The organism is Candidatus Goldiibacteriota bacterium, from assembly GCA_016937715.1.
GTDB lineage: Bacteria > Oederibacteriota > PGYV01 > PGYV01 > PGYV01 > PGYV01.
This window is the reverse complement of record JAFGWA010000046.1, coordinates 1-15,218: the sequence shown is the minus strand read 5'-3', so window position 1 is coordinate 15,218 and position 15,218 is coordinate 1. Positions and strand designations below refer to the sequence as shown.

Annotated in this window: 8 protein-coding genes; all 8 read left to right on the top strand. The window is 44.1% G+C overall.

Going from position 1 to position 15,218, the window contains the following annotated elements:
* The first annotated feature begins 7 nt into the window (after positions 1–7).
* The gene (gene purH / locus JXR81_05120; protein MBN2754231.1) at positions 8–1,564 is read left to right on the top strand and encodes a bifunctional phosphoribosylaminoimidazolecarboxamide formyltransferase/IMP cyclohydrolase; all 1,557 of its coding nucleotides are present in this window, start codon (positions 8–10) and stop codon (positions 1,562–1,564) included.
* Between the two features lie 95 nt (positions 1,565–1,659).
* Complete coding sequence (locus JXR81_05115; protein ID MBN2754230.1) at positions 1,660–2,994, top strand: PorV/PorQ family protein; 1,335 nt, start codon at positions 1,660–1,662, stop codon at positions 2,992–2,994.
* 13 nt (positions 2,995–3,007) lie between these two features.
* Positions 3,008–4,003: a LacI family DNA-binding transcriptional regulator gene (locus JXR81_05110; GenBank protein MBN2754229.1), complete on the top strand. Its 996-nt coding sequence runs from the start codon at positions 3,008–3,010 to the stop codon at positions 4,001–4,003.
* A 12-nt stretch (positions 4,004–4,015) separates the two neighbouring features.
* Positions 4,016–4,924 (top strand): PorV/PorQ family protein, encoded by a 909-nt coding sequence (locus JXR81_05105; protein ID MBN2754228.1) that lies wholly within the window; start codon positions 4,016–4,018, stop codon positions 4,922–4,924.
* A 21-nt stretch (positions 4,925–4,945) separates the two neighbouring features.
* Positions 4,946–5,530, top strand: coding sequence for an RNA polymerase sigma factor (locus tag JXR81_05100; protein MBN2754227.1), 585 nt, complete (start codon positions 4,946–4,948; stop codon positions 5,528–5,530).
* Between the two features lie 185 nt (positions 5,531–5,715).
* Positions 5,716–6,666, top strand: coding sequence for a hypothetical protein (locus tag JXR81_05095; GenBank protein ID MBN2754226.1), 951 nt, complete (start codon positions 5,716–5,718; stop codon positions 6,664–6,666).
* A gap of 200 nt (positions 6,667–6,866) precedes the next feature.
* Positions 6,867–12,101, top strand: coding sequence for a CIA30 family protein (locus JXR81_05090; GenBank protein MBN2754225.1), 5,235 nt, complete (start codon positions 6,867–6,869; stop codon positions 12,099–12,101).
* 302 nt (positions 12,102–12,403) lie between these two features.
* Positions 12,404–15,218, top strand: a 2,815-nt coding sequence (locus JXR81_05085) for a CIA30 family protein (protein MBN2754224.1), incomplete at its 3' end; no start/stop codon positions are given.

The following is a 15,218-nucleotide window of genomic DNA, read 5'->3' as shown; positions in this document are numbered from 1 at the left end:
TAATAAAATGCTTAATGTAAAACGCGCTTTGATAAGCGTATCTGACAAGACGGGAATTGTTGAATTCGCAAAGGAACTTGAAAAGAAAGGTGTGGAAATTATTTCCACGGGCGGAACAAAAAAAGCGCTGCTGGACGCGGGCGTAAAAGCGATAGACATTTCTGATGTGACGGGCTTTCCTGAAATGCTTGACGGAAGGGTTAAAACTCTTCACCCAATGGTGCACGGCGGGCTTCTGGCGCTGCGTGAAAACGCGGAGCACATGGCAACAATAGAAAAACACGGAATTAAAACCATAGATATGGTTGTGGTAAATCTGTACCCTTTTAAAGAGGTGATTAAGAAATCTGATATTAAAATAGAAGAGGTTATAGAAAATATAGATATCGGCGGGCCTTCAATGGTGCGCTCTGCCGCTAAAAACGCGCAGTCAGTGGCTGTGTTAACCGACAGCAAAGACTATCCGAAAATTCTTGAAGAGATGAACAGCGGCGGTATAAAACCGGAAACCTTAAATTATCTGCGCGTGAAAGCGTATAAGACAACAGCGGATTATGATGTTTATATCTCCAACTACCTTGAAAAAGCCCTTTTAGACCCGCAGGAATTACCCGATAAAGTGCTGATAAGCGCGGATAAAAAACAGGTAATGCGCTACGGCGAAAACCCGCACCAGAAAGCGGCTTATTATGTTTTTCCGGGAGTGAAAGACTCGGGCCCTGCCGCGTGCGAACAGCTTCACGGCAAAGAGCTTTCCTTTAATAACATAAATGATATGGACGCGGCAATGAACATCGTGAAAATGTTTGAAAATCCTGCCGCGGTTATAATAAAACACGCCAATCCGTGCGGTGTCTGTGAAGCCGCGGATATCACAACGGCTTACGTGCAGGCGTTTGAAGCAGACCCGCTGTCGGCTTTTGGCGGTATCTGCGCGATGAACAGGGCCTGCACCACGGCAATTGCTGAACGCGTGGACAAGATGTTCATGGAAGTGATAATAGCTCCGGATTATGAACCTGAAGCGCTGGAAATATTAAAGAAAAAGAAAAATATACGCATAATGAAAGCCGCCGTGCAGAAGGCGGTTTTTGAAAATGCCATAAGGTATATGGATATTAAGAAGGTGACGGGAGGGCTTTTAATACAGGAACCTGACTTTAAAAATGTCACAGAGGCGGAATTAAAAGCAGTCACCAAAAAAACACCCACACAGCAGGAAATAAAAGATATGTTATTCGCGTGGAAAATAGTAAAAATGGTTAAGTCCAACGCGATAGTGGTTGCTAAAAACGGAACCACGCTTGGAATAGGGCCCGGGCAGACTAACCGGGTGGGCGCGCTTACAATTGCGGTTAATAACGCGGGCGAAAAAGCAAAAGGCGCCGTACTTGCGTCGGACGCGTTTTTCCCGTTTAAGGATAATGTTGACCAGGCGGCTAAAGCCGGAATATCCGCTATTATTCAGCCCGGCGGTTCTGTACGTGATGAAGAATCCATAAAAGCGTGCGACGAATACGGCATGGCTATGGTGTTTACCGGAGTCAGACACTTCAGGCATTAATCCTGAAAATAAAGAATACAGCCTGCCATTCAGATGATGTTGATTTAAACGTTATTTAATGGTATTATTTAAAAAATCTGTCAAGAGGGTGAAACGTGAAAAAAAGTATAATTTTGTCATTTTTACTTTTATTCTGCACCGGTTCTATTTTTGCGGTAGGCGCTGGAAGCACGGGCCTGAACTTTATAAAAATATCACAGGGAGCGCGTCAGGCGGGGATGGGCGAGGCTTTTACCGGCATTGCCGATGACGTAAACGCTGTTTTCTGGAATCCCGCGGGGCTGTCTCAGCTTACGCGGCATCAGGCGTGCCTTATGCACGCGGTATGGATGCTTGACGTAAACTTTGAATACGCCGCTTATGCTTTTCCGCTTGGCGAACTTGGCACGATAGGGATATACGGTGTTTACCTGAATGCCGGTGAAATTTTAAAAACAGAAGAAGATGCCGGCGGGAATTATATTTTAACAGAAGAAAAAGTGGGTGCCACCAATTTTAATATTACGCTTGCTTACGGAAGAAAACTTTCGGCTTTTTTTGGCAAAGATTCTGTTTTCTCTGATTTTTCCGCGGGTTTAAGCGTTAATATTTCAAGTGAAGACGTGGCCGGCGACGCCGGCGGCGGTTACGGCTTAAATTTAAGCACGTTGTTTAATCCCAAGTATGAAAATTATTCTTTTGGGATGGCAGTTGAAAATGTCGGCTTTTCCAATAACAGGCCGTCATTGCCGCTTGCGGTAAGGCTTGGGTTTGGCTACCGTTTTGCCTTTGAAAACATGATACTTCCGTTTACTGATGAAGGCGCGTTTATCTTTCCGGATAATTCGGCGGCCGCGGGCCTTGACGTGGTCATTTATCCCACGGAACAGATAGTGCGTTTTAACGCGGGCGTTGAAAAAATGTGGGTGCTTAACAAGTATCACAGCGTGGGCGTAAGGGCGGGGTATAAATTTTTAAATGACCTTGGTTTTTCCGCCGGAATCACTGCGGGGCTTGGATATAAACTGACTGCCGGAGAAAAAAGCAGCATAGAAATTGACTATTCGCTGAATCCATACGGAGACCTTGGTATAACCCACAGGATATCATTAACCGGAAAATTCCTGGGCGAACCGGAAACAAGAAAAATGCAGGATAAAAAGACTGCTGCGGAGTATTACAGAAGCGGCTATGACCTCTTATACGCGAAAAAATATCAGGAAGCGCTGGCTGAATTCACGGCGTGTTTAAAACGGGACGATACATATACTTCCGCTTACATAGGAGTGGGGTCGTGTTTTTTAAATACGGGAAAAACGGATACCGCGATGAAAGCGTATGAGAAAGCGCTGCAGTTAAACCCTGAAAATGACAAACTGCGGGAGTTTATAAACAGGTATAAGACGGAGAAAATATTAAACGGACAGGGAAGCACGCAGAATTCCAGATAAAAGGCGGGGACAAATGAGGGTAACGATAAAAGATATAGCAAAGAAAGTCGGAGTAACGCCGGCAACGGTATCCATGGTAATTAATAACAGCCCCAAGATAAGCCAGAAAACAAAAGACCTTGTAATGCAGTCTATTAAAGAGATGAATTACCACCCCAATTATATAGGAAGAAGCCTTGTAAAAGGAAAGACAAACAATATTGCGGTTGTGGCTTCTTTCTTTGCGTCGCTTTTCGCGCTGGAATCCGTAAGGGGAATTGAGAATAATTTAAGAAAAACGGCGTACAATCTTATTTTATATTCAACAAGGGGTGTGGAAGAAAACGAAAGGGATGTTTTAAGGCGGGTTTTTTATGAAAGAAGGGCTGACGGATTCATAATCATCAGTTTAAAGCCTGATGACGAACTTGTGGCGGAATTTGAAAAAGAGGGGCTGCCTGTTGTGTTTATTGAAGAAATAGTAAAAGGCGCGCCGACGGTAAAATTTAATAATATCAAGGGCGCGTTTATGGCAACGGAATACCTGATAAAGAAAAAAAGAAAAAAGATAGCTATTATAAAAGGATCCAAGGTATTAAATGCCGAAGAAAGGTTTAAGGGATACAAGGACGCGCTTGAATATTACGGGATTCCTTTTGATGAAAAAAAAGTTATAGATGTTGTTGATTACACTTTTGAAGAAGGCGAAACCCTGCTGAAAAACCTTATGAAAAAAAGCGGCGGAGTGGACGCGGTTTTCTGCAGCGCGGGGGACATAACGGCAATCGGTGTGATGGACGCGGCTAAAAAAGCCGGTATAAAAATACCGCAGGACCTTTCAATAATTGGGTATGATGATGTATATCTTTCAAACCTTACCAGCCCGGGATTAACCACGGTAAGGCAGCCCATAGCGCAGATGGGGATGCAGGCGTTTGACCTGCTGACCGATATGATAGAAGGCAGCGCGCCTATGGAAAGTAAAATAATAAGTTTTGAACCGGAATTAATTATCAGAGATTCTGTCTGAAAACCATCCAAAATGAGACAAATAAATAAATGCGCCGCGCTTTTTTTAATGTTTTTTATCTGCACGGCGCCTGTTTTTTCTTCAGGCACAACCGCAGGCGATTTTCTGCTTGTTGATATAAGCGCAAGGGAAGCCGGCCTGGGAGGCATATATGCCCCAAGTTTTGCAAGGCCTTCGGCTTCTAACGCCAATCCCGCGGTACTTCAGGGCATACAGGAAAAATCCGCGGTGTTTTCCCATTTTACCTCTGTTTTTGGGACGAATTACGAGCAGTTTATATACGCTCAGCCGATTGGAATAAAAGACAGCATTTCTGTTTCTCTTATGTATGACACCAATCCGGAACTTTACCGAACCAATGAAGAAGGCTATGAAGTTGAAAGGATAGAAAATTATGACATCACCGGCGCGTGTTCATACGCGAGGGAAATGATGAAAGATTTAAACGCGGGTATTAACGTGAAATTTGCATTTTCAAAGATACACAGAAGCGGTAATTTTGGAGCGGTTTTAAACGCGGGAGTGCTGCATAAAAATTTTGAACAAAAGTACCTGATTGGCGCTTCTCTTGAAAATATCGGGATTAATTCTTCGTATACCAAAGAGAAAGCCATGTTTCCGATGCTTTTCAGGGGCGGATACGGCATATACGTTTATAGAAACGAAGGCGATGTGATACAAATACTTGCTGAAGAAAGGATTTTTCTGGTGGAAAATGAAGGCGCTGAAACTTCGCTTGGGCTGGAAGTCACTTATCGGGATTTTTTTACCGGCAGGATAGGCTATGTATTTGGAAGGCAGGAAGGAAGAGTGGCGATAGGCGCGGGCGTGGTTTACGGGCAGGCATCAATTGATTACGCGTATCAGCCTTACTTTGTGGCGGACAACGCGCACAGGTTTACCATAACGTTTAAGTTTTAACAAGGGAGCAATAAATATAAAATGGAAGAATCGGAGATAATAAAAAGGATAAAAAAGGGGGAAACAGCCCTTTTTTCAGAGATAATAAAACAGTACAAAGGCGTGGTCTTTGGACATTGTTTCAGTTTTTTAAGAAACAGGCAGGACGCCGAAGATGTCTGTCAGGAAATTTTTGTTAATGTTTATAAAAACCTGAAAAAATTCCGCGGTGATTCAAAACTTGGCACATGGATTTACAGGATAACAATCAATTCCTGCAAGAACAGGTTAAAACAGATGCAGCGGCTAAAATCGCGCATGGCAGAAGAGTCTTACACAGGCAATGATGAAGAGGAAACAAACACCCTTGTAAATAATATTAAAGAGAAAGAAGAGAACGAACCGGATAATCAGTATGCGTCCAATGAAGTAAGGACTGCTGTCTTCAACAGAATAGGTGAACTGACAGAAGAACAAAGGCAGGTAATTATATTAAGGGATGTTGACGGGCTGTCATATGAAGAAGTGGGAAAACTGCTTAAACTGTCTGTATCCGCGGTAAAAAGCAAACTTTTTCGGGCAAGGGAAAATTTAAGAGAAAAACTTGAGAAGGATAAAATACTTTAAGGGAATGTACTATTTTATACGTTGCCGCATAGAACAAATTCGCGTCAAAGTATAAGGTTTTAAGGAATATGCATTTGCATACTATTTTATACGTTGCCGCATAGAACAAATTCGCGTCAAAGTATAAAATAGTACGAAACTTTTTTTAGTATGGGTTGTCAATATATACAAGGACGGTGAAGAAGATGAAAGATACCAAATGTAATAAAATGAAAGAACTTATAACAGAAAGCCTGGATGGCGGCTTAAACGCGCAGAATATGGCTGTTATGTCTTCACATTTATCTGAATGCGGCGATTGCCGCAAATATATGGAAACCATGAAAGTTATCATAAATGCCTCCAAAAGTATTAAGATTGATGCGCCTGATTTCATTGAAACAAGAGTAATGGCTGCAATTGAATCACAAAACATGGATAAAAAACCTGTTTTTGCCCATTTTCTAAGGGTTGGCGCGTCTTTTGCGGCAGTGGTTTTTGCGGCTACCTTCCTTATATATAATAACATCAGTGACAAACAGCACAAGGTTGAAATGGCCTCATTCAACCCTTCTATTATAGATGCTAATAAAGCGGCAAACACAACTGTGGTAAAAACAGACATAAAGAAAGAAACCGTTCAGACAGCAGCGGTAAAAGAGACTGTAAAAGAAGCTGTAATTGAAAAAACAGCCGAAAAATATGAAAAGAAAGTCCTTGTATATGAATACAGGCCGGCTCCTAAAAAAGAAGCCGTAAATCAGGCTGCTCCTTTGGTGAACAATATATCAAAACCTTCGCTTTCAACAGGGGTTCAGGCGGCTAAAGATCCGGTAGTTGAACCCACGCCCTCTACGCCATTACTTGATGATGAAAAAGCAATTATAGCAAATAACCTTATTAACCCCAACCTTGGACAGGCAGCCGCGATAAAGATAAAAGTGGATGAAACCTCAAGGGTAAAGATTGTTATATATGATAAAGCTGTCAGGGAAGTGGCAAAACTTGTGGATGAAGACAAAGCGCCGGGCGCTTATCAGATACTGTGGTATGGCAAAAACGATAACAGTGAAATTGTGCGTGAAGGTATATACTTTGTTTATATACAGATTGGCAGACGGGTTATTAAAAAGAATATCATAATTTCCAAGAATTAAACGACGCATTTTGCGACGCCAACCCTTTTTAAACCGCTAAAACCGGTTTGAATAGGGTTTTTTAATTTGAAATAAAAACAGCATATTCGCAATACGGTTCAATGTTCTAATTGACAGAACGGGGAATTACGGGTAAAATAATTTATTATCATAGGGCATATATTTTTATTATTGCCTAATATAAGATGCGGGGTGTATTTATGCACAAAAACGGTAAAACGATTTACCTATCTTTATTTATTCTGCTGTTATTTGCGGCTTATTCATTTGCGGGTAACTATCCTTTTCCTCAGGAAGCAAATTATCCATACGGCATAAGGGCCACCAATTCCAGTTCGTCCACTATCCAGGGCAAATATGACACATGGAAAGCCACGTATGTGCAGAACTCTTCTGTCTGCAGCGGGTGTTTGAAAGTTGTCAGTCCGGAACCTGTTCCCGGTTATGGCGGCGGATATACGGTATCTGAAGGTATAGCATATGGAATGCTTGCATCTGTATATATGGATGACCAGGCAACATTTGACGGTATTGCAAAGTTTAAGATAAACAGGGGTGAAGCGGCAACGGGAAAGCCGGGTTCGCTTCTTCCGTGGATTATAGACGGCAGCGGAAATATTATTGATCAGGGTTCAGCCACAGACGCTGACATTGATATAGCATTCGCGTTTTTAATGGCGGACAAACAGTGGGGAGGAAGCGGAAGCATAGGCAGGACATATATTTCGCAGGCACAGACTGAAATTGCAAACATAAAAAGTTATGATGTGGCGCTTGATAACCATTTAAAACCTGGTGACCAGTGGGATGACCATACTTTCCCTTCGTATTTTATTACCGCTTTTATCAGGGAATTCCAGACTGTTGACGGCGATACCAAGTGGACAACCATTGCAAATAAATGTTTTACAATGATAAATTCAGCGGCAAATTCCACAACCGGACTTATAGGCGAAATTATAACTACAACAGGATCTTCGATTGATTATGATAAAAACGGAGTTGACGGAAGAAAGTATGATTATAACTCCTGCCGTGTGCCGTTTAGAACGGCTATGGATTACGCGTGGTATGGGACAGCTGCGGCTGATACATATACAACCAAACTGGCCAATTTCTTTGCGGGCAAAGGGCCTACCGGCGTTGTTGACGGATACTACTATCAGAACGGCACGTCTTACGGTTATAATAATAACGCCGCTTTTGTAGGGCCTGCGGGCTGCGCTTTTATGGTGACAACAGACCAGACAAATCTTAATAATTTTTACAGCAGGACTTCAAGTTTCAGCGCGACAGAGTCTTATTATAACGGCGCGCTTCAGGTTCTTACAATGTTGTTTATGTCGGGCAATATGCCTAACTATAGAATAATGAGCCCGGAACCTCCTAAAACACCGACTCCTGTGCCTGACGGACAGGTTATTGATTATTTTGATGATTATCTGCCCGATTATAATACCGCCAATGACTGGGGCGGTTACTGGTATACATGGGCGGATGCCAAAGGGCTGGGAGCTACTGTATCGCCGGCAGAAGGCGAGCATTTAACAATGACAGCCGGCGGCGCAGACGCGGAAAGCGATTTCTATCTGCGTATTACCGGTTCTAAAGCTGCTGCTGTAGATCCTAACTATCCTTCGGTAGGAATAGGCACGGAGCTAAAAGAAGAAATTAAGACTCAGCCCGCGGGCCAGGATATCGTTGATTTAACTGATTTCTGGATAACAAATACAACTGCGGGTGATGGCGGCGGTATAAGGTTCTGGTGTAAAGGCGACGGAGTAACCCCGTGGAAAATTATGCTTGGGCCTAAAGGGTCGGGTACCACTGTTTATATTGACTGGGCTTCACATGAATATGAATTTATTCCGCCCACCACATGGACACAGATTTCAATACCTTTTGGACAGTTTACTCAGCCTGCATGGACATCAAATTTATATGACCTTGAAACAGAAATTCTTCCCGTGATGCAGGAAATAAAATGGCAGGTAGGCACTAATAGCGCCGTGGCGGCAATTGATTTCTCGCTTGATAAAGTGGAATTATTCCCTTATCTATGGGAACCCACTCCTGTACCTACGGCCACTTTTACTTTTACACCCACAATTACAGCCACCTTTGGGGCGTCAGAACTTCTTGATGACTGTGAAGACGCTGACGGTGTAAATAACTGGGGCGGCGACTGGTTTACTTATGACGATTCGCCAAACGCGGGTACAAGCGTTGTGGTTCCGGAACCCGGCGGAATCTGGGCAATGGATAACGCCGGCGCCGCGTCAACTGCTTACAGCGCGCGTATGACCGGAACGGTAACAGATGTTTATGCCAATGGTTTTGTGGGTATGGGGACAAACCTTATGTCAACAGGCGGCGCGCGTAACTGTACGCCGTTTATCGGAATAAGGTTCTGGGCAAAAGGCGACGGGCTTCCGTACACCATAAAGCTTGTTCCGATTGATTCAATAGATACAGGCAGCAATGACTGGAAGTTTAATTTCACGCCGCCTTCAGACGGTTCGTGGAAACAGTATCAGATAGCGTTTACTGAATTTACGCAGGAACAATACTGGGGTACGGTTGTGCCGCTTACGACAATAAAAACAAACCTTATGGCAATACATTTCCAGACGGTTGGGCAGCCGTGGTCAAGTATAGATTTAGCCGTTGACCAGCTGGAAATGTTCCCAAGCCAGAATTACACGCCTACGCGCACAAATACGTCGACAGCTTCAAGTACATTTACACACACACAGACATACACGTCAAGCAATACGCCGACTGATACGGTTACAAATACATTTACAAATACACCAACTGAGACAAATACTTCAACTGATACCGCAACCAATACCTCGACGCATACCCATACGGATACAGCAACAGAAACTTACACGCAGACAGCCACAAATACCGGTACAGATACGCATACTTTTACTTACACGGCCACCGATACGGCGACAAATACGCCTACAGAAACCGCGACAAGCACGGACACTGCAACAAACACATACACGGCGACGAATACAGACACAGCCACTGATACAGCAACACAGACATTTACAAATACACCTACGGAAACAAATACATCAACAAACACTCATACCGCGACAAACACCGCTACAGAGACAAATACGCCTATCGCAGGAGGCTCGGACCTTGTAATATTATCCGCTTCAATCACAAGCGAGACTGTACCGGAATGTATTATAGGGACAGGAATATACCCGCTTGGTGTACGTATTAATTACGCAAACCAGGGAGACCAGGACGCGGGCGCGTTTACAATTGATATTGATGGAAATGAAATACCTGTTTCGGGAATTACGGCAAGTTCAAGCGGTTCAGTCTGGATACAGTATGTTCCATCTGCGTCCGTGTCTATTATGATAGATTCAGATGATGTTATCGCGGAACTTGATGAAACAAACAATACGTTTACAGGCATTCTGCCTGTACCCACGGAAGTTCCTACGTGTACAAGTACATCTACGGATACATTTACAAATACTCCGACAGAAACAAATACCGATACCGCAACACAAACAGATACTGCAACTGATACTCCCACAGCGACATTTACAGACACTGAAACACAGGAAAATACGCCTACAGAAACTGATACCACGCAGGCAACGCATACATATACTTATACCGCTTCAAATACAAGTACAAATACAAACACTTACACATACACAAATACAGCCACACAAACGCATACGGCCGAAAACACGTCAACACCTACGCCAACAGTTGACGGCGGCGGATGTTTAATGGAAAACGGCGAAGACGGGGATAACGCAAACCTGTTTGGCGGATACTGGTACACATACCAGGACGGTACCGGCGCAACAATAGTACCTGTACCTGCCACGGCAGGAGGCACGGACTTTACAATGACAGCGGGCGGATACAACGGTTCGCTAATGGCGGCAAGTTTTAACGGGACAGTAGGCCCGGTTGACGGGGCTAACAATGATTATCCTTCAATAGGAATGGGTTCGCAGTTAAATCCTATGGCGGGAGCGCCTCCTGAAGGTTCTGGTGAAGTAACAGATATTTCAGGATGCACAGGTGTTAAATTTTACGCTAAAGGCGACGGAAAGGCGTACCATATTAAGGTTCCTTACTCTGCCGCTGATGGAACAAGCCTGACAGGATACAATGATTACCGCTATGACTTTACCGCGGACGCAGCCTGGACGCTTGTGGATGTTCCGTTTACATTATTGGCTCAGGCAACAGGATGGGGGACGGCTTATCCCATAGCTGAAGTGCTTGCAAACGCGAAAGAAATACAGTTCCAGACAAGTTTTAACGCCACAGCGCTTGAAGGAACGACAACCGCGGAACTGTGGATAGATGATATAATAATCTATGGCTGCACAACATGCCCGACACCGCCGGTTATTAATACGCCTACATACACAAGTACTCCCACAGAGACACACACTAATACCAACACGTTCACGCAGACATATACATTCACGGAGACTAATACTCCGGATCCGTTGTCTACTGACACTCATACACATACAGTTACAAATACGCCCACGCAGACTTTTACAAATACATATACAAACACCTTTACAAACACTTCAACAAATACTGCTACAAACACATACACGCAGACACAGACTCCTACACCCACGCTTGGCGTAAGCGCGGTTACTTTAATGCCTTCAACGGGTACTATTGTAATGCCTGCTGTTGCCACGATAGCGGTAAGCTTTAATCTGACAGGGCAGAATGCGACATCAACAAGGATAGAACTTATTGACGCTTCGTCCCTTTCTGTTTACACTTTTGTAACAGACAATACCTTAAGGACGCCGGGAAGCCATACCATTAACGTTCCAACTTCCGGTTTAACGGGTATGCCGGACGGTAATTACACAATAAAGGTAACCGTAATGAATACAATACTGGGGCAGATGAAAGAAGCTTCCAGCACTGTAAGGGTGTTTGATATGGCGTCAGCCGCGACTTTCACGGCAACCAATACAAATACTTTTACGGCAACCAATACGCATACGTATACAAATACACCGACGCATACATCAACATTCACATACACACCGACGCCTACTGCCACAAGCAAGGTGCTTGAAGTAACCGAACTTCTTCCATATCCTAACCCTTTTGACCCGGCTGTACAGCCTATATTAAGAATAAAGGTAAAAGTAACCCAGAAGGATGTTGAAAGCTTAAGTGTAAGGATATACTCTTCGGCCCAGAGGTTAATTGACGAAAAAGTATTTGAAGGCGCGGCGCTTACACAGATATTAAGCGGCGACTGCGTATATTACCAGTCAGAAACGTTAAAAAATCTGTCCAATGGAACGTATTATTACGTGATAATGGTAACCAGGGACGGCAAAGAAGTAAGGTCAAAAGTGGATAAGATAATAATACTTAAGTCCAAATCAAAGTAAAACTTTTAAAGGTTTCAAAATGGCCCGGGTAAAACCGGGTCATTTTTTTAGCTTGTAAATGCAGGTTTTTTGGTAGTTTTAAAAAAATGTACAAAAAAACACATTGTTTTGGCTGTTTATTTGTCTTAAAAAAACATTGACATAAAGGGTTCTTTTGAATAAAATGGCAGATACTTTAATAATAAATATATTATATTGTAACGAAAAAAGAGCGGAACTTTTTTGGGTATGTTTTGTCATAATATTCAAGGTATGATTTTAGATATAAAAATATAAAATGTAATAATCCAGGAGGTAATAATATGCACATTAAAAGGTTACTTACGGCTGTAATGATGGTGTTGTTTGTATCAGCGGGTATGGCATATGCCGCGCCTGTTTATACAAATTATCCTTACGGCAGTCAGCTTACAAACGGTACTGCCTACGCCACAGACCTTAATACAAAATGGACAAATTTTAAGGGTAAATTTGTCGTGGCAAACGCGACAAGGGGCGGTTCCAGGGTTATGGCTCCTGAATACCCTCATAACGGCAGAACGGTATCTGAAGGCCAGGCATACGGTATGATTTTTGCCGTTTATATGGATGATAAGACAACCTTTGATTTGCTTTTAAAATATAAACTTTCTATTTGCGCGCTTGACGGAAACAGCCAGCTTATGCCGTGGTCAACTTCAACTGACGGAAATACCATAACTGACGGCGGTTCCGCTACTGACGCTGATACAGATATGGCGTGGGCGCTTATGAAAGCAGCCGAACGCTGGGGCGGAAGCCCTTCCGGAATTACCAGTGCGCTTACTTACGCGCAGTACGCGCAGGGTATGCTAAACGCCATTGCAAATAATTGTATTGCCGGCGATGGAAGTTTGAAACCCGGCGACAGCTGGGATGATTTTGAATACCCTTCGTATTATTCAGAAGCTTATTTCAGAGAATATAGTACTGTTTACGCAAGTTCCAAATGGGCCACGCTTGTAACTCAATGCAACACCCACGTCCTTGCGAATCAGGTTTCTTCAACAGGTTTAACATCAGAAACCGCAAACCAGGACGGTACAAGAAGGGATCAGACATACCTTTATAACGCGTGCCGTACAGGAATGAGATATGCGATAGATTATGTATGGAACGGAGATTCAACCGCGGGTACTGTTATCAGCAGGCAGGCGGCAGCGTTCCAGGGAATTGCGGCGTCGTCAATAGGCGACGGTTATAATGTAAGCAGCACCAGCCCCACCAGCAACAATAATAACGCGACATTTATAGGGCCCATTGGTTGTACCTTTATGTACGGAACTTCATATCAGACTCAGCTTGACGCTTATTACGCAAGGACATCTTCCCAGGTCGGCAATCACATTAACGGAAGCGAATATTACAATGCGGCTGTAGGTTTTTATTCAATGCTTGTAATGTCAGGTTATTATCCCAAGAATTTTTCGTCGGGTTCCACTGCAACGCCTACCAATACAGTTCCTGCCGGTTCAACGGCTACAAATACTCCTATAGTGGTTGGCGATTGCGCATTTGAAGACGGCGAAGATAATGACCCGGAAAATTTCTTCGGCGGATTCTGGTATACATATGAAGACGGTACCGGTGCGGTAGTTTCACCTACGGCAGGCGGCGATTATTTTATGGGTTCGGGCGGATATTCTTCATCGCTTTACGCGCCAAGGTTCACGGGCACGGTAGGGCCGGTAACTGCGGCAAATAATGACTATCCTTCAATAGGTATGGGTTCGCAGTTAAACGCGAATGCCGGCGCCCCGCCTGACGGCACAGGACAGGTAACAGACCTTTCAAGCTGCGACGGTATAAGGTTTTATGCAAAGGGAGACGGCAAGTCATACCATGTAAAAGTTCCTTATACGGCTTCGGACGGCACAAGTATGACCGGTTATAATGATTATCGTTATGATTTTACCGCGTCCGCGACATGGACTCTTGTTGATGTGGCGTTCTCGCTTTTCGCGCAGGCAACAGGATGGGGAACGGCGTATCCTATAGCTACAGTTCTTGCTAATGCGAAAGAATTTCAGTGGCAGACTAGTTTTAATGCTACGGCAGCAGAAGGCACTACAACAGCAAGCCTTTGGATTGATAACATAGTTGTTTATGGATGTAACTCATGCCCTACACCGGCAGCCACTTCCACTGTAACGCCGGGCGGCCCTACATTCACATTCACAAGCACATACACAAATACTTACACTGCCACAAATACAAATACAGTACCTGCGGGGTCAACCGCGACATTTACACCGACAGCAACATCTGACCTTCCTCCGGGCGAATGCCTTATGGAAAATGGTGAAGACGGGGACAACACCAACCTGTTCGGCGGATATTGGTACACATATCAGGACGGCACAGGCGCAACAATAGTTCCGATACCGGCAACAGAAGGCGGCGGAGACTTTACAATGACAGCGGGCGGTTATGACGGCTCGCTTATGGCAGCAAACTTTACGGGAACAGTAGGCCCGGTAACAGCGGCAAACAATGACTATCCTTCAATAGGAATGGGTTCGCAGTTAAACCCGATGGCGGGAGCGCCGCCTGAAGGAACAGGCGAAGTGACAGATTTATCAGCGTGCACAGGCGTAAAGTTCTATGCAAAGGGCGACGGCAAGGCGTACCATGTAAAAATACCTTATTCAGCAACAGACGGAACAAGTATGACAGGATATAACGATTACAGATATGATTTTACCGCGGCTGCAGGATGGACGCTTGTGGATGTACCATTTATTCTTTTTGCTCAGGCAACGGGATGGGGAACAGCGTATCCTATAGCAGAAGTGCTTGCAAACGCGAAAGAGTTACAGTTCCAGACAAGTTTTAACGCGACAGCGCTTGAAGGCACAACAACAGCGGATCTTTGGATAGATGATTTAATCATCTACGGCTGCACAACATGCCCGGCACCGCCGCCGTCACCCACACCGCTTAACACGGCAACATATACAAACACAATACCGGCCGGTTCAACATCAACATTTACAAACACGGCAACGCATACAAGGACAGAAACAGACACACCGCCTGTGGGATCAACGGCTACATTCACGCCTACAACACCGCCAGCGGGAGTATGCGTAATGGAAG